Origin of the sequence: Neorhizobium sp. DAR64872/K0K18, from assembly GCF_050500175.1 — a bacterium.
GTDB classification, from domain to species: domain Bacteria; phylum Pseudomonadota; class Alphaproteobacteria; order Rhizobiales; family Rhizobiaceae; genus Neorhizobium; species Neorhizobium soli.
Genome location: NZ_CP191446.1, coordinates 1,637,489 through 1,653,415, shown reverse-complemented (window position 1 = coordinate 1,653,415; position 15,927 = coordinate 1,637,489). Strand labels below are relative to the sequence as shown.

Genomic DNA, 15,927 nt, shown 5'->3' with positions numbered 1-15,927 from the left:
TGTGGAATCTCCACAAACGAAAACCGGCAGGCTTTTGGCCCGCCGGAGTTTGTTGCCTTCAACCGTGCCTTACTGGCCGGTTGGAACGCTGTTCGTCGGAGCGGGCGTTGCCGGGGCCGGTGTCGCAGGCGCAGCAGGAGCCGATGCGGAAGGCGCTGCTCCCGTTGCCGGTGCTGTCGGAGCAGGCGCTGAACTCGCGCCATCCGATGGGACGCCGTTGCTTGCCGGCGGAGCGGTCGGTGCCGGGCCGAGCTGGTTCAAGATACCATTGCCTGAACCCTGCTGGCTCTGCGGAATGCGGTCGAGAATATCCGTCGGACGCGATTCGTAGCGTGCCAGAATACCGAGCGCCAATGACGTAACGAAAAACAGCGTCGCCAGGATCGCCGTCGTGCGGGTCAGGGCGTTTGCCGTGCCGCGCGCCGACATGAAGCCGGAACCGCCGCCGATGCCAAGCCCTCCGCCTTCGGAGCGCTGGATCAGCACGACGCCGACAAGCGCCAGCACGATCATGAGATGAATGACGATCAGAACAGTCTGCATGAATAAGATCCCTGCCCCGTTGGCGAGGCAATAGAAGAAGTTTGGCGGCTCTTTACATGAGGCCCGCCCGCTTTCCAAGCCCCTATTGAATGGCTCAGGCGGTCAAGGCCTCATAGACGCAGTAGATGGCGAGAAAATCGTCGGCTTTCAAGCTGGCGCCACCGATCAATGCGCCATCGACATTTTCGATCGCCATCAGCTCCGCCGCATTGCCCGGCTTGACCGAGCCGCCGTAGAGGAGACGCATCCCCTTGCCTTCGTCGCCGAACCGCTTGGCGAGTTCTACGCGCATGAAAGCGTGCGCTGCTTCCACATCTGTCGCGGTCGGCGTCACGCCGGATCCGATCGCCCATACAGGCTCGTAGGCAATGACCGTGTTTGCGGCTGTGGCATGGTCAGGCAGGGAGCCAGCGAGCTGACGCTTCAGAATATCGAGCGTCTGGCCGGTGTCGCGTTCATCCGCCGTTTCACCGACGCAAACGATCGCGATCAATCCGGCCGTATGGGCAGCCTCGGCCTTGGCGCGAACGATCCGGTCAGTTTCACGATGATCGACGCGCCGTTCGGAATGGCCGACGATCACATGCGTGCCGAAGCAGTCGGCGATCATGTCGGCGGAAATTTCGCCGGTATGCGCGCCGCAATCCTTCTGATGGCAATCCTGGGCGCCGATCATCAACGGGCTGTCCGTCGAAAGTGCCGTCGCCACATAGAGAAGCGTGGCCGGTGGACAGATCAGGGTTTCGACCTTGTCCGAGAGAGGTCCCATCACGCCCTGCGCGATTGCCTTGATCTCGGGAAGGCTGTCCCGTGTGCCGTTCATCTTCCAGTTTCCGGCAATAAGCGGGCGAATTTCTGGTGTCATGTCGATCCCTGTTCCTCTCCTCCAGCAGACGCCGTTGAGCGCCGCCACCTAAACGTGCAGGACAAGGCCTCCCGACATGTCCTTTCACACTTCGTACGCTGAATAATGAACGCATTTCAAGTGCTTGGATGGATCATGGATGCCGGGACACCGGCCTAGAGCCCACTCATCGCGCACCGCAAGCGATGCACGCCGCGATTCAATCGGTTGAGATCCATTGAAACGCCCGATTGCGCTTAAACCGGTTATTTGTGGGCAATAAGCACGAAATTGAGGGCTTTGCGCCAGTCGATCATCCGGATCGGCGTTCCGTGCCCACCCGTGTTGAAAACGGACATACGGACCGGGTATCCGGCGCTCTGCAATTTCCGGTAGATCTCGGTCTGTCCGCTGGCTGCGTAGACGCTGTCGGCACTGCCATGGGCGATATAGACCGGCAGTTTCGCCTTGGCGAACGGCGTCGACGGCAGACCCGGATCAGGTGGACCGCCAAGCAGAACCATTCCCTCCAGAAAGCGGATCGTCGTGGCGTCCCGGCTCACGGCCTGACAGATGAAGCCACCCATGGAGGCGCAGGCGAGGATGATTGGACGTCCAGTCGATTTCTCCGACGCATAGCGAATAAGGGCGGCGATATCGGCTGCACCTTTGTCGTCGAAGGATCTTACGCTCGGCGAATAGTAGGTCCCGCCTGACGCGGTGACGAGGTTCTTCAGCCGGTTGAAATTGCCGCCGAACGTGTAGTCGTTGACGCCGAGCCGCCTGTCGCCGCCCCTGCCGTGAATGAAGATCACCGTGAAGGCGCCACCTTGCGAAGGTCCCACCCTGGTGACATCAAGGGTCCGTCCGGAGAAGGCCAGGGTTTCATTTTCCTGGACACGGCGCGGTCCAAGCGCCACATAGGCATTCTTGACCCGCCGCTCAGGCTCACTGTCACGACCGTTGATGTCGCGCAGTTCCTGGTAGTCTATCATCTCGTAAGCGCCGCCGTCCTTAGTCTCCAGCACTTCGAACCTGGAGAAAAGCTCGTCTTTGAACGGCTTGATGGGGACTTCCTGCGCGAAGCTTGCTGAAGCTCTGAACGCGACCACTACAGCAAGAAGCGTGCCGAAAAAGAAATGAACTGTGGACATGCGGGCTTTCATTCGGAACCTTCTGTCTTCCAACTTGCCATGCTAAAGCCGAGGCAGCATTGCTGGCAGACCCGCCGTGTGCGTACGGCATCGCGAGAAAGCCGGTTTTCTGGCAAAATCGCATGTGATTCGAAACAGCACGAGATGGGTATGGCTATCTCCTCCGCACCCCGACAGGTAGTACCGACACCGCCAATGGATGACAATAACGACCTTTTTGCCGACACGCCCGCTCTCCCCAGATCAGCGCCAGCGGAACCTGTACCCGCCGTCAAGGCAGCGCCTTCGCCGCGACGTCCGGCTACAATCGCCGCCGACGGCGACGACTACGGCGCATCGTCGATCCGCGTGCTGGAGGGGCTGGAACCGGTGCGTATGCGCCCCGGCATGTATATCGGCGGCACTGACGAAAAGGCTCTCCACCATCTGTTTGCCGAGGTCATCGACAACTCGATGGACGAAGCCGTGGCCGGCCATGCCAATTTCATCGAGGTGTATCTGGATACCGAAGGTTGCCTGACCGTGACCGACAACGGTCGTGGCATTCCTGTGGAAAACCATCCACAGGTGCCCGGCAAGTCGACACTCGAAGTTATCATGACCAAGCTTCATGCCGGCGGTAAGTTTGACGGAAAGGCTTACGAGACCTCGGGCGGTCTGCATGGGGTTGGCGTCTCCGTCGTCAATGCGTTGTCCGACATGCTGGAAGTCGAGGTTGCGCGCAACAAGAAGCTCTATCGCCAACGTTTTTCCCGCGGCGTTCCGCAAGGTGGGCTCGAAGAACTCGGTGACGTACACAATCGTCGCGGCACCCGCGTCCGCTTCCATCCGGATCCGCAGATCTTCGGCGATCACGCGAAGTTCGATGCCGGTCGTATTTTCCGCATGGCGCGCTCGAAGGCTTATCTGTTCGGCGGCGTCGAAATCCGTTGGAGCTGCGATCCGTCACTGGTTCAGGCCGGTGGCGACGTGCCGGACAAGGCGGTCTTCCATTTTCCCGGCGGTCTGAAAGACTATCTTTCGGCCACGCTCGGCAAGGATTTCACCGTCACTCGCGAAATCTTTGCGGGCCGCACCGAAAAGACCGGTGGTCACGGCGCCATGGAATGGGCCATCACGTGGTATGGTGGCGATCCGCAGGTTCACTCCTACTGCAACACCATCCCGACGACCGAAGGCGGCACTCATGAAGCCGGGTTGCGCATCGCGCTGACCAAAGGCCTGAAGAATTACGCCGAACTGACACAGAACAAGCGCGCCCGCGAAATTACCACTGATGACGTGATGATTTCGGCAGTCGGCATGCTGTCTGTCTTCATTCGCGAGCCGGAATTCGTCGGCCAGACCAAGGACAAGCTTGCGACCGTGGAGGCGCAGCGGCTCGTCGAGAACGTTCTGCGCGACCCCTTCGATCATTACCTGACCGGAAATCCCAACGAGGCCGCGAAACTGCTCGACTGGGTGATTGAGCGCTCCGAAGAGCGGCTTCGTCGCCGCAAGGAAAAAGAGGTCAATCGCAAGACGGCCGTGCGCAAGCTGCGCCTTCCCGGCAAGCTTGCCGATTGCTCACAGAACACGGCCGAGGGCGCCGAACTGTTCATCGTCGAGGGTGACTCGGCTGGCGGCTCGGCGAAGCAGGGCCGTAACCGGTTGAACCAGGCCATTCTTCCGCTCCGAGGTAAAATCCTCAACGTCGGCTCGGCAAGCCGCGAGAAACTCTCGGCCAACCAGCAGATCGCAGATCTCGTGCAGGCGCTTGGCTGCGGCACGCGGACGAAATACCGCGAGGAGGATCTTCGCTACGAGCGGGTCATCATCATGACCGACGCCGATGTCGACGGCGCCCATATCGCATCGCTGCTGATCACGTTCTTCTATCAGGAAATGCCCGAACTCATCCGCGGCAGCCATCTTTATCTGGCCGTGCCGCCGCTTTACGTCATCCGGCAGGGTGGCAAGACCGTCTATGCCCGCAACGACGCGCATCGGGCCGAATTGATGGAAACGGTGTTCAAGGGCAAGAAAGTCGAAATCGGTCGCTTCAAAGGCCTTGGCGAGATGATGGCTGCGCAGTTGAAGGAAACGACCATGGACCCCGCCAAGCGCACGTTGCTGCGCGTCGGGATCGACGAGGTGGATTTCGAAGGCACGCGCGAGGCGGTCGACAATCTGATGGGTACACGGCCCGAGGCGCGCTTCCGGTTCATCCAGGAACGCGCCGCCTTTGCCGATAACCTCGATATCTGACTGCTGCGACCGGAAGACTTCCGGTCGCATTTTGAAGCTATCGTTCCAGAACCTTGCTGACGGCGGCAATCAACGCCGTCGCTTCATAAGGCTTGCGCACAACCGGCGCTGAAAATGTCGCTGGAATGATCGAGCGATCGCTGTATCCCGTCGCAAACACGAAGGGCACGTGACGACGCAGAAGTTCTTCCGCGATTGGAAGCGACGTACCGGATCCCAGATTGACATCGAGGATCGCGACGTCCGGGGTGAAATCCTTGAGGCGGCGAAGCGCGTCCGAGACCGAAGGCGATGTCGTTACCTTGTCGATACCATTGTCCGCCAGCATCGCCTCGACATCTGCTGCGATCAGCATCTGATCTTCCACAAGAAGGAACTCCAGATTGCCGAGTGATCGCTCGCTCGCCGTCCGTCCGCCGAGCCCATCTAGGTGGAGATCGTCCTCGGATGCCGCGTCATCATCTGCGTGAACGTGCTTGGAGGGGATGACAAAGACCGCGTTGACGCCCTCGGGCGGATAGTCGACCGATGCCCGACCATCCAGCTCGAAGGGCATGCTGCGGCTGATAAGGACACTGCCGAACCCACTGCGACTGGGCGCCTTTGTGACCGGACCACCGGTTTCTTTCCAGGTCAACTCGCAGTCGCCATCGGCGCTTCGGCCCCACTCGATGTCGAGCCGACCGTCAGATACCGAGAGCGAACCGTATTTCGCAGCATTGGTAGACATTTCGTGCAGGACGAGGGCCATGACGGAAAACGCACGGCTATCAAGCCAGAATCGCGGTCCGCTCATCGTCACGATGCGGCCGCTTCCCTTATAGGGCTGCAGTTCGGCTTCGAGAAGGTCGGCCAGATGTCCGCCATCGCCGCTGCGGACGACCTGATCGTGCGCATAGGCCAATGCCTGAATGCGTCCCTTCAGCGAGCCGACGTAATCGGACAGCGGTCTTGAGTCATCCACAGGATGCCCCACGAGCGCCTTGATCACAGACAGGATGTTCTTGACGCGGTGGTTGAGCTCCTCGTTGAGCATGCGCTGGCGCACGTCCGCCTTACCGCGCTCGTCCGCAAGCAGTTCGTTATGATGCAGTACGGTTTCGACAAGAACTGCCCTGATGGCGTCGGCAATCTCGAGATCCGTATCGGTCCAAGGTTGAGCCTTGAGGCGTACCTGTTCTTTCCAGATGGCGAAGCTCGACCTCGGCGTCAGTCGCTCCCCATGCGGTCCGCTGGTATACTGCTTGTCGGGATTGCCTGCCCAATCAAGGGTCTGCACGACTTCCTTGCGGAAGAAAAACAGATAGTCGCGAGGGCGCTGGGACAACGAAATGGCAAGAACGCCGCTCACGTCGTCAGGCGAGATCATCGACAACGGTAGCGACCGAGACAATTCGGCCGTCGACCAAATCCGTCCGCCTGCGACGCCGCCGACCAGTTCCGCCAGTTCGGCAACGAGATGCTCCTGTGGCACGAGGCCCTGCCCCGTCCAGATCCCGTCAAGCCAAAGCCCGACCCCATCGCAGGGTAGCATGCCGCCGAAATCATCCAGCGAACTTCTCAACAGCCCGCTGATATCGTTGTGGTTGGAAGCGATCTGAAGGAATCGGTCAAGCGAACGTCTGGCAAGACTTGCCGTTTCGACCAGTTGCTTTTGTTTCAGCGCGCTCAAATGCAGGGAGAAGAACTCGCCGAACGTTTCTGCCGCAACGCGCTGGGGCATCGACAAGGTCTTTGGCGAATAGTGGTGGCAGGCCATCAGCCCCCACAACTCCCCATCAACGATGATGGACACCGACATCGAGGCAGAGACGCCCATGTTGCGAAGATACTCGCAGTGGATCGGCGAAACACTCCTCAGATGCGCGAAGGACATATCAAGCGGCAGGCCGTCTTCGCCCAACTCAGGGACGATGGCCACACGCTCGTTGTCAGCGTTGGAGATGACGCGGATGGTGTTCTTGATGTAGAGAATGCGTGCCTGTTTGGGGATATCCGCTGCAGGAAAATACTGGCCCTTGAAGCTCTCGAGGTCGCGGCGTTTGTATTCGCTGACGACCTTGCCGGACCCTTCCTCCTCGAAACGATAGACCATAACGCGGTCATATCCGAGCATGGCGAACATCAGCCTTGCAGCGTTCTCGATAAGCCTGTCGATGCTCTTCATGTTGCGAATGCGGCTGATCAACATGCGTGCAACTTCGAGCGGCTGGTCGGCGTCGTTTGAAGCCGGCTCGAACTCGATGATCACCTTGGAATCGAAACGATGCAACGAGATGTCGAAAGCTTTGCCTGACGGGAGTCGCAAGGCATGGCGTAGCGCCGGGCGTGCTGGATCATCAGAGGTCGCGAGCGCGTTGCGAAGCGAATGGGCCGCTTCGCCACCGACGACGTCCTCGAGTCTCCGGCCGTTGATGTCACCTTCAACACCGAGCATTTCTCCAACATTCGCAGAGTGGTGAAGAATCTCAGCACCAGTTAAGTCGCAGGCAAGAAGGCAACCATGCGGTTGAATGCTCCCTGGGATGTGAATTGGCTCGCGGTCGCAATTTGTAAGGTCGACCGCCTCCGCATTGAGCATCATTAAAGTCCTTGGATCTCGTCTCTTATAAAACACGCGTACGTTACGGTTATCTATTGTTCTGCTCTACCGAAACAAGGGGCGCTGACAAAGACGGTTTAGCCATCGCAATGCCCTAGATGAAGTTATGGTTCGGTGTTTTCACATTTGTATCGTATCTAAAGGATAGGCAGACGATGAAGGGCTAGGTTAAGAGGTCCATTGTAGGCTTGCAGCAAAATGGCCGAGACACCATATCGGCGACAGCAATCGGGAGTGGCAGTTTATCGTGAGCGCGCAAAATGATCGGAACACCCCAAGAGAACCGCGTTGGCTGGGACCGGTCTCTCCCAATCGCATTGCTCTGATACCGGCCATATCGGCAGCTCGATGGCTTCTGGTCCTGATTGTTGCTGCGTCGATCTACTTCTTCTACGGCTTCCTAGTCCCGGTTCTGGCCGCCCTTGTCATCGGATTTGCCAGCTGGCCTCTCTATCGCAAGCTTTTGGCCCGCGTTGGCGGAAACACGACAATCGCCGCGACGCTTGCCATTCTGTTCATCCTCGCCTTTCTGATTGTGCCGATCGGCGTCGCGATCAGCTACACCACGGGTGAACTGCGCCAGTGGTTCAGCTGGGCGGTCGAAGTGAACAGGTTCGGGGCGCCGCCTCCAGCCTGGATCATCGGCCTTCCCTGGGCCGGTGATTGGCTCGGGTTGCAGTGGACAAAGCATGTTGGGTCACCCGGCGCTATCGGCGAGCTTGTACAGATCGTTAGCGGAGCCAATATCGGCAATATCTACCGCGCCGTGATTGCTGCCGGAGATGGCGTCTTCCATCTCGTTCTGACCATGCTGTTCATGATGATCGCGCTGTTTTTCGTTTATCGTGACGGCGCATCGTTTTCACGCCAGATTGATCTTGTTGGTGAGCGCATCCTGCCGTCGCGGTGGGAGCGGATTTCGCGTGTCGTACCGGCGACAATTAGTTCGACGGTGACCGGGATGACGTTGATTGCGATCGGCGAAGGCATCGTGCTTGGCGTGGCCTACTGGATTGCTGGCGTCCCCTCGCCTGTGACACTTGGGGTCATCACTGGCGTGCTGGCGCTTATTCCAGGCGGCGCGCCCCTTTCGTTCACGCTGGTATCTGCCTATCTCGTTGCCAACGGCTCGTTCGTCGCAGGGATCGGGCTGTTCACGTGGGGTGCGGTGGAATTGTTTATCGTCGACAAGACGGTTCGTCCGCGCCTGGTTGGCGGCCCCATCAAATTGCCATTCCTTCCCACATTCTTCGGCCTTGTTGGTGGTGTGAAAACCATGGGCTTTCTCGGACTGTTCATCGGTCCGGTTCTGATGGCGCTGATTGTGTCGATATGGCGGGAATGGATTCGCGAGGTCCGGATGGCAGAGACGACCGAAGTGCAATCGGCCGACCTTGCGGTGTCGCCCACCGAAGCGGCGGAGCGGGCCTATAAGCGAAAGGCGCAAACGCCTTAAGCGTTCAGCCCCGCTGCCGTGACGCCTCGCTGGCGCCATCATTGAGCAATCTAACCCCCAACAACCGCCATTGGGGAAAACAGCATGAATTCCGCGCTCATCTTCATGACTATTTTGGGCTGCAACAATTCGGCCACGGACTGCCGCTACATCTCGACGGTCGACCAGAGATGGCCAACGGTCGCCATGTGCGATGCCGTTTCCGAAGAAAGGCTACCGTCCTATGCCAATCAGCCTTATCCGGTAATCATCGCCGTCTGCCAGAATCCGGACGATGCGATCGAGACAGCAACACAGTCGCAAACCCCTCCCGTGCGGGATCAAGCGTCCGAGCCGATAGCGGCGGCTCCGGAGCCAGACAGCGACGTAAGCGAGAAGCAGAAGGAAGGTCTGGCCAGCCGTGCGATCCAGCGGGTTCGCAACGTTTTGCCAACGACCGAAGGCGTCAAGACGCTCGTGACGACGCCCGTAAGGCTTGTCGAAGGCGGTTATTCGTGGGTTGCCAAGCGTTTCGACCGCTGAGCTCAGGCAGCAAGCGCTAACTCGCTCGCATAGGCTCGTGCGGCGAACCGCATCTCCAGACGATGCCGTCTCTCGATCATCTGGATCATATCCGAGACTGCCGGATGCTGCCCTGCAACCCCTGAAAACCTCTCGATCAAACGACCGCAGACATCAGCGGTGGAACGACCCGCCGACGCGTCGCGCCAGAGCAGGACAGCCTCGACGAAGACGGCGGCGATCTCCCTTGTCAGACCACAGGCTTCAAAAAGGGCGCGAACGGCATGAAGGCGGCCTGTCGCCAGGATAGGCCTCACGCGACGCTCTCCGAGCCCGGAAAGGGTCGATACCGCCTCTGCAACGAGGTCAGCCTTGCCAAGGCAGAGGGCGTGGATCAGGAAAGACGGTGTGAGGCGTCCCGATGCCCGGAGATGCTCGACAAGTGCCGGCACTTCCTGCTGGGACGTCGTTCCTGCAATTGCGACGGTTGCCGCTTCGTCGGCCTCGCGGCCCACATATTCGATACGGCCGCGAGCAAGCGTCGAGCGGACCAGACCGCAGTTGAGAAGCGTGTCCGCGATGTGGCTAACGAGCATGTGGCGCGCTTCTGAAGGAAGGTCTTCGCGCTCGAGCAGAAGGTTGCGAATGTCGTGGCGCTGTCCATGCCGCTCGGCGATCCGGCGCAGGGATATGCCTGTGATCAACGCAGTGCCACTTTCGAGCAGAATCAGAATTTCCGGCTCGTCGCCGATTTCTGCAAGTGCTGCACAGGCGCCGCGGGAAAGATTTGGCCGCGAGGCGATCAGACGCCGGGTCATTCCATCGCCCCGGCCGATCAGGTCGACAAGATCCGAGTCGCTGATCACGGGCGAGCGGGCAATCACCGTACAGGCGATCTCGACCTGATCTTCCGCAAGCGCGAGGATGATTGCACGAGGAGCCTGAGGCGAATCGGCGATCAATTCTGCCAATGCGAGACGTACGCGCGGCGAAGGGTCATCGAGAAGGTAAGTGATCGCCAATCCGGCAGCCTTGCGCTCTTCCGCCCCCATCGCCGCGTGGAGATATGCCCGACCAAGGGCATCCGCTGCGCGGGAACGGTCCCCAGCCCTTGCCGTCTCAGCCCAACGAAGAAATGCCTGTACGATCACGACCTGCCCCGGAAACACAACGCTGCTGCTCCGTCTGGAACAGCCTGGTGCCACGGTAGAGACAAAAAGTTTAAGATTGGTTCACCATGTTCCACACCCGGCGCGGCGCACCTCACGCGTAGCCTGAACCAGGCCGAGGTTATGAAATCTCACGTCGGACGGATCAGTTCGAACACGCCCTCGCCGGCATCGGAATAGTCACGGTAACCCATGCGGCCGACCGGTCGGGCAAGCTGCATGTCGATTCGGCCATCCCGGATGATGTCTTCGGAGATATGGATTCCGACCACCTCGCCAAACACCATGTAGGCGTCGGTGAGCTCGCCCTTGAGATCCTTCGGCTGGATCACTTCGGTAAGACGGCACTCCAGCGCGGTATAGGCCTCCGCAACGTAGGGCGCGTCGACGACCTCTCCCATTCTGGCGGTGAGGCCAGCCAGGTCGAACTCATTCACCCCGTAATCTACCGGAGCCGAGGAAGCGTTTACCTGTTCGGAAACATGGCGGCTGGCCATGCTTGCCGTGAAAAAACCCGTGTCCGACGCATTCTTCAGACTGTGCTTGCGTCCCGACGAGGAGAACATCACGATCTTGGGGTTATCGGACACGATGTTGAAGAAAGAATAGGGCGACAGGTTCAGCGAACCGTCGCGGCCTTTGGTACCGATCCAGCCGATCGGCCGCGGCGCTACGATCGCCTTGAAGGGATCATGGCGCATGCCGTGGGCGTTCGTGTCGGTGCGATAAAACATGCGTTCAACCTGCGTAGGTGACAATGTCGGCAAGAGCCGGCCGCGGCCGGTCCGGCGTCGCGAAATCGCTCGAGCCGATATGAATGAAACCCGCGACCTTTTCGCCCGGGCTTATGCCAAGAGCGTCGAGGGCTCGCTCGTCGTAGCACACCCACTCGGTGCGCCAGTTGGCAACATAGCCATGTGCATTTGCAGCCATCAGCATGTTGAGGCAGACAGCGCCAGCCGACAGGACCTGCTCCCATTCAGGGATTTTGACGTGGGGCTGCGCGGTGCTGACAACGGCAACGACAAGCGGTGCACGTGTGAAACGCGTCAGTTCAGCCTGTTTGGCCGGTTCATTCATCTCCGGGTTACCGGCGAGCGCGAGTTCAAGGAAGGTTTCGCCGAGCTTCGTGCAAACGTCACCCCGATAGACGACAAGGCGCCAAGGCGCGATTTTGCCATGATCGGGAACGCGGACCGACATGCTCAAGATCGATTCGAGCTCTTCTTGCGATGGGCCCGGGCCTGTGATCTGGGCAACGGGCGTCGAGTGGCGCTCTTGCAGGTAATCGCTGAGCTTCAGGTTGTTTTCCATGTCGAAAGCTTCCGATCGATACGTGATATAGAGGTAGGCCTTGAAAATGCCCGGACGTTCGTCTTCAAGTGGCTTCTCGCAAAACAAGAGTCAACGGGTCATATCCTGATGCCAGGCCTATCGTTCGTTACCCGTATCGCTGCTGCAGGCCTGCTGCTGTTGACCGCTGCCGACCTGGGTTTCGCGCAAAGCGATGCGTTCGGAAGCTTCCGCCAGCTCGACAGCACGGGGAAGATGCCCAAGCTGAACGCCTTCTCGGCCACACCGGGCGAAAGCGCCGGCTCGATCGCGAAGGATGTGCGGTTTGATGCCAGGCTGACGGCTGACAGCGACGTGATGCAGGAAGGTCTTGCCTGGCGCGTGTTCAGCCCGATTGCCGGTGTGGACGGCAAGCTTCCGCTTGTTGCAAGCTCCGACGGCGGATCCGCCGCCTTCCAGCTGGCGCCGGGTGATTATTTCGTGAATGTCGCGTTCGGCCGCGCCGGCGTCACGAAAAAAGTAACTGTACCCTCTGAAGGCGACTTCCAGAAACAGACCCTTGTCCTTGATGCCGGCGGGTTCATCCTGAACGCGGTTGCCGGAGCGGACCAGACTATCCCACCGGCACAGCTGAGCTTCTCCGTCTATGCGGCCGAAGTCCGCGAAAACGGCGATCGGGCCCTGGTGATGTCGGAGGTGAAGCCCAACACGATCGTGCGGCTTGCGACAGGGACCTATCACGTGGTTTCTGAGTACGGTGACATCAACGCCGTCGTGCGTGCCGACATCCAGGTGGAAGCGGGCAAGCTGACGCAGGCTGTCTTGCAGCACAAGGCCGCGGAGGTGTCGCTGAAGCTCGTGTCTCAGCCGGGTGGCGAAGCCATCGCCGACACGGCCTGGTCGGTGCTGACGGCAGCGGGCGACGTGGTCAACGAAAGCGTCAGCGCCCTGCCCTCCATGGTGCTGGCCGAGGGCGACTATCTCGCCGTTGCCCGCAACAAGGACAAGATCTATCAGCGCGAATTCAAGGTGACGGCTGGTAACAACGTGGATGTCGAGGTGTTGATGCGCAATGCCAACCCGTCAGATGCCACGACCGCTGCCGTCGTGCCCGACTGACATCGGCTTTCTGGGTCAACTGGCCTTCTTGAGAAACCGCTGACGTCTGACGGGCCGCATGGAGAAGACGGCACTGTGGAGCAGACCGAGCAACTCCTTGCGGTCTGTGGTCCCAGCCATATCGTCCCAGCTCATCACCCTGCCCACCCGTGCCGTGATCGACGTTCCAGACAGGCGTTTAAACTCGCGGATGAGAAGCGACAGCCTGAATGTCATCGAGATCCGGCTGGCCAGATGAAAGAGCCGACCATTCTGCCCCTCGAAATAGACCGGAACCACGTTGGCCCTGGTAGCCTGAATGAGTTTTGCGGCGAAGATCTTCCACGGCAGGTCGTCGGCAATGCCGAAGCCCTTCTTCGCGGTTGCGACACCGCCGGCTGGAAAGATAATGATGGTCGTGCCGTCTTTCAGCAGCCGTATCGCTTCGTTCCGCGTGTGCATGTTCAGCACCAGCGCCTCCTTCGTCTCCTCGAAGGATACGGGCAGCGAATAGGGTTCCATCTCAGGAACCTTCAGGAGATCGTTGTGGATCAGCACGCGGAAAGGTCGGCCGAGCTGTTCGGCAAGTGCCAGCACGGCAATTCCGTCTCCTATGCCGAACGGATGGTTTGCAACGATGACCAGTGGAGACTGCAGCTGTTCTTCGGGAGGCCATGCGCCTTCGATCTCGAGACCCACGTCGATGATATCGAGCATCTTGCCGAAGACGCGGTCGCTCTTGCCGACGATGTCGGTGCGCCAGATATCATACAGCCGGGCGAAACGATCGCGTCCCGAGAGCCCTTCGATAGACCGGATGAACCAGCGCTTGAAGCGCGGATCCCTGTCATTGGCGTAGGACAGTTCCCTGAACCGCAAATCAGTCTCCCAACGGAAAGGCGCATCCGATGGGAAGGCAATATTACAAAACGATTGCAGTTTTTTGACAGCACCCGCGGACATGGCCCGCGGGCGCTGGTCTTGATCAGGCCGGGCGCTTTCTCAGTGCTGCGCGGCGGCGAAGGTCCGGCGGCGTCGCTTCTTCCGCAAGCGACCGAATCGCCTCTTCAAGCGTCATCGACGTTTGCGCCTGCGAGCCGAGACGACGGATGTTGACCGAGTTCTCCTCGGCTTCCTTCTTGCCGCAGACGATAATGACCGGAACCTTGGTCACCGAATGCTCGCGGACCTTGTAGTTGATCTTCTCGTTGCGGAAGTCGGTCTCGACCTGCAGGCCGGCATCGCGCAACTGTTCGGCAACTTCCCGACCGTAGTCGTCTGCGTCCGAAGTGATGGTCGCGACAACGACCTGGGTCGGTGCAAACCACAGCGGCATGTGGCCTGCGAAGTTCTCGATCAGAATGCCGAGGAACCGTTCCATCGAGCCGCAGATGGCACGGTGGATCATCACCGGCTGCTGCTTTTCCGAGTTGGCATCGATGTAGAAGGCGCCGAAGCGCTCCGGCAGGTTGAAGTCGACCTGAGTCGTGCCGCACTGCCATTCGCGACCGATCGCGTCCTTCAGCGTGTATTCGAACTTGGGGCCATAGAAGGCGCCCTCGCCCGGAAGAATGCCGGTCTTGATGCGACCGCCGGACTGTTCTTCAATGGTTTTCAGAACGTCCGTCATGACGCTTTCGGCGCGATCCCAGAGATCATCGGTGCCGACGCGCTTTTCCGGACGCGTGGAGAGCTTCACGACCACTTCCTCGAAGCCGAAATCCTCGTAGACGGAGAGGATGAGATCGTTGATCCGCAGGCACTCGGCCGCCATCTGCTCGTCTGTGCAGAACACGTGCGCGTCGTCCTGCGTAAAGCCGCGCACGCGCATCAGACCATGAAGCGCGCCTGACGCTTCGTAGCGGTGAACGAGACCGAATTCGGCAAGCCTGATCGGCAGTTCGCGATAGGACTTCAGACCATGCTTGAAGATCTGGACGTGGCCGGGGCAGTTCATCGGCTTTAGTGCGAAGACGCGATTGTCCGCTCCCTCGTCCTTTGGATGCGTGAACGCGTAAGCGGATTTCACCGCGAACATGTTTTCCTGGTACCAGCCCCAGTGACCTGACGTTTCCCAGAGAGACGCGTCGAGAACCTGCGGTGCGTTGACCTCTTCGTAGGTGCCGGCCAGGCGGCGGCGCATGTAGGACGTCAGGGTCTGGAACATGCGCCAGCCCTTGCCGTGCCAGAAGACGACGCCGGGGCCCTCTTCCTGGAAATGGAAAAGGTCCATTTCACGCCCGAGCTTGCGGTGGTCGCGCTTTTCGGCTTCGGCCAGGATATGCAGGTAGTTATCGAGCTGCTCCTGCTCCGCAAAGGCCGTGCCGTAGATGCGCGTCAGCATGACGTTGTTGCTGTCGCCGCGCCAATAGGCGCCAGCCACCTTCATCAGCTTGAAAGCCGTACCGATCTGGCCCGTGGACGCCATATGCGGCCCGCGGCACAGGTCGAACCAATCGCCCTGATAATAGATCTTCAGATCCTGGTCTTCGGGAATGGCGTCGACCAGCTCGACCTTGTAGGCCTCGCTCTTGGCTGCAAAAACCTCGCGCGCCTTGTTGCGCGGCCAGACTTCCTTGGTGAAGGGTTTGTTGCGCTGGATGATTTCCTTCATCCGCTTTTCGATCTTCGGCAGGTCGTCCGGGGTGAAGGGCTCGGCCTTGGCAAAGTCGTAATAGAAGCCGTTCTCGATGACGGGACCGATGGTTACCTGCGTGCCGGGCCACAGCTCCTGCACCGCTTCTGCCATGACGTGCGCGGCATCGTGGCGGATCAGTTCGAGTGCCCTGGGGTCCGTACGGGTAACGATCTCGATCTGACCGTCGACGACGGGGTCGGAGAGATCGCGCACGGTCCCGTCGATCGCGATCGCGACAGACTTTTTGGCAAGCGACTTGGAAATGGATTCGGCAACTTCACGGCCGGTCGTGCCGGCATCATACGTGCGGACGGAGCCATCGGGAAATGTAAGGGAAACCTGGGACATGTTCTATCTCCTGTCCAGTCCCGCCAACGAATGC

At 59.7% G+C, this 15,927-nt stretch carries 13 protein-coding genes; 4 read left to right on the top strand and 9 right to left on the bottom strand.

Annotated features, from left to right (window positions below; all coding sequences use genetic code 11):
• Positions 1-69: 69 nt before the first annotated feature.
• The 3 genes from secG to ACQY1P_RS13645 form a co-directional block, all read right to left on the bottom strand.
• Complete coding sequence (gene secG, locus ACQY1P_RS13655) at positions 70-543, bottom strand: preprotein translocase subunit SecG (RefSeq protein ID WP_430256628.1); 474 nt, start codon at positions 541-543, stop codon at positions 70-72.
• Between the two features lie 94 nt (positions 544-637).
• Positions 638-1,408: a triose-phosphate isomerase gene (gene tpiA / locus ACQY1P_RS13650; protein WP_430256627.1), complete on the bottom strand. Its 771-nt coding sequence runs from the start codon at positions 1,406-1,408 to the stop codon at positions 638-640.
• A gap of 245 nt (positions 1,409-1,653) precedes the next feature.
• Positions 1,654-2,541, bottom strand: a complete 888-nt coding sequence (locus ACQY1P_RS13645; protein WP_430256626.1) for an alpha/beta hydrolase — start codon at positions 2,539-2,541, stop codon at positions 1,654-1,656.
• Between the two features lie 195 nt (positions 2,542-2,736).
• Between ACQY1P_RS13645 and parE the strand changes: the two genes are divergently transcribed.
• A complete protein-coding gene (parE, locus tag ACQY1P_RS13640) occupies positions 2,737-4,788 on the top strand; it encodes a DNA topoisomerase IV subunit B (RefSeq protein ID WP_082471923.1) in 2,052 nt (683 codons plus the stop codon).
• A 37-nt stretch (positions 4,789-4,825) separates the two neighbouring features.
• Here parE and ACQY1P_RS13635 read toward each other — a convergent pair whose 3' ends face one another.
• A complete protein-coding gene (locus ACQY1P_RS13635; RefSeq protein ID WP_430256625.1) occupies positions 4,826-7,369 on the bottom strand; it encodes an HWE histidine kinase domain-containing protein in 2,544 nt (847 codons plus the stop codon).
• A gap of 268 nt (positions 7,370-7,637) precedes the next feature.
• On the opposite strand from ACQY1P_RS13635, the gene ACQY1P_RS13630 reads away from it, so the two are divergent.
• A complete protein-coding gene (locus ACQY1P_RS13630; RefSeq protein WP_430256624.1) occupies positions 7,638-8,846 on the top strand; it encodes an AI-2E family transporter in 1,209 nt (402 codons plus the stop codon).
• 84 nt (positions 8,847-8,930) lie between these two features.
• Positions 8,931-9,368: a hypothetical protein gene (locus ACQY1P_RS13625; protein WP_430256623.1), complete on the top strand. Its 438-nt coding sequence runs from the start codon at positions 8,931-8,933 to the stop codon at positions 9,366-9,368.
• Between the two features lie 2 nt (positions 9,369-9,370).
• Here the strand turns inward: ACQY1P_RS13625 and ACQY1P_RS13620 are convergent, their stop codons facing one another.
• The 3 genes from ACQY1P_RS13620 to ACQY1P_RS13610 form a co-directional block, all read right to left on the bottom strand.
• Complete coding sequence (locus ACQY1P_RS13620) at positions 9,371-10,498, bottom strand: DUF2336 domain-containing protein (RefSeq protein ID WP_430256622.1); 1,128 nt, start codon at positions 10,496-10,498, stop codon at positions 9,371-9,373.
• Between the two features lie 149 nt (positions 10,499-10,647).
• Positions 10,648-11,250 (bottom strand): flavin reductase family protein, encoded by a 603-nt coding sequence (locus ACQY1P_RS13615; RefSeq protein ID WP_062456946.1) that lies wholly within the window; start codon positions 11,248-11,250, stop codon positions 10,648-10,650.
• Between the two features lie 4 nt (positions 11,251-11,254).
• Entirely contained in the window at positions 11,255-11,830 is a 576-nt protein-coding gene (locus tag ACQY1P_RS13610) for a nitroreductase family protein (RefSeq protein ID WP_062581422.1), read from the bottom strand.
• 108 nt (positions 11,831-11,938) lie between these two features.
• On the opposite strand from ACQY1P_RS13610, the gene ACQY1P_RS13605 reads away from it, so the two are divergent.
• Positions 11,939-12,928, top strand: a complete 990-nt coding sequence (locus ACQY1P_RS13605) for a hypothetical protein (RefSeq protein WP_174196665.1) — start codon at positions 11,939-11,941, stop codon at positions 12,926-12,928.
• Positions 12,929-12,943: 15 nt separating this feature from the next.
• Here the strand turns inward: ACQY1P_RS13605 and ACQY1P_RS13600 are convergent, their stop codons facing one another.
• Together ACQY1P_RS13600 and thrS are read right to left on the bottom strand one after the other, a co-directional pair.
• Positions 12,944-13,786 (bottom strand): lysophospholipid acyltransferase family protein, encoded by an 843-nt coding sequence (locus ACQY1P_RS13600; protein WP_062580687.1) that lies wholly within the window; start codon positions 13,784-13,786, stop codon positions 12,944-12,946.
• Between the two features lie 106 nt (positions 13,787-13,892).
• Entirely contained in the window at positions 13,893-15,893 is a 2,001-nt protein-coding gene (thrS, locus tag ACQY1P_RS13595; protein ID WP_430256621.1) for a threonine--tRNA ligase, read from the bottom strand.
• Between the last annotated feature and the right edge of the window lie 34 nt (positions 15,894-15,927).

Bases quoted from the DNA above. Each gene is read 5' to 3' on its own strand.
- secG (WP_430256628.1), bottom strand. From the start codon at position 543: ATGCAGACTGTTCTGATCGTCATTCATCTCATGATCGTGCTGGCGCTT.
- tpiA (WP_430256627.1), bottom strand. From the start codon at position 1,408: ATGACACCAGAAATTCGCCCGCTTATTGCCGGAAACTGGAAGATGAAC.
- ACQY1P_RS13645 (WP_430256626.1), bottom strand. From the start codon at position 2,541: ATGTCCACAGTTCATTTCTTTTTCGGCACGCTTCTTGCTGTAGTGGTC.
- parE (WP_082471923.1), top strand. From the start codon at position 2,737: ATGGATGACAATAACGACCTTTTTGCCGACACGCCCGCTCTCCCCAGA.
- ACQY1P_RS13635 (WP_430256625.1), bottom strand. From the start codon at position 7,369: ATGCTCAATGCGGAGGCGGTCGACCTTACAAATTGCGACCGCGAGCCA.
- ACQY1P_RS13625 (WP_430256623.1), top strand. From the start codon at position 8,931: ATGAATTCCGCGCTCATCTTCATGACTATTTTGGGCTGCAACAATTCG.
- ACQY1P_RS13615 (WP_062456946.1), bottom strand. From the start codon at position 11,250: ATGTTTTATCGCACCGACACGAACGCCCACGGCATGCGCCATGATCCC.
- ACQY1P_RS13610 (WP_062581422.1), bottom strand. From the start codon at position 11,830: ATGGAAAACAACCTGAAGCTCAGCGATTACCTGCAAGAGCGCCACTCG.
- ACQY1P_RS13605 (WP_174196665.1), top strand. From the start codon at position 11,939: ATGCCAGGCCTATCGTTCGTTACCCGTATCGCTGCTGCAGGCCTGCTG.
- thrS (WP_430256621.1), bottom strand. From the start codon at position 15,893: ATGTCCCAGGTTTCCCTTACATTTCCCGATGGCTCCGTCCGCACGTAT.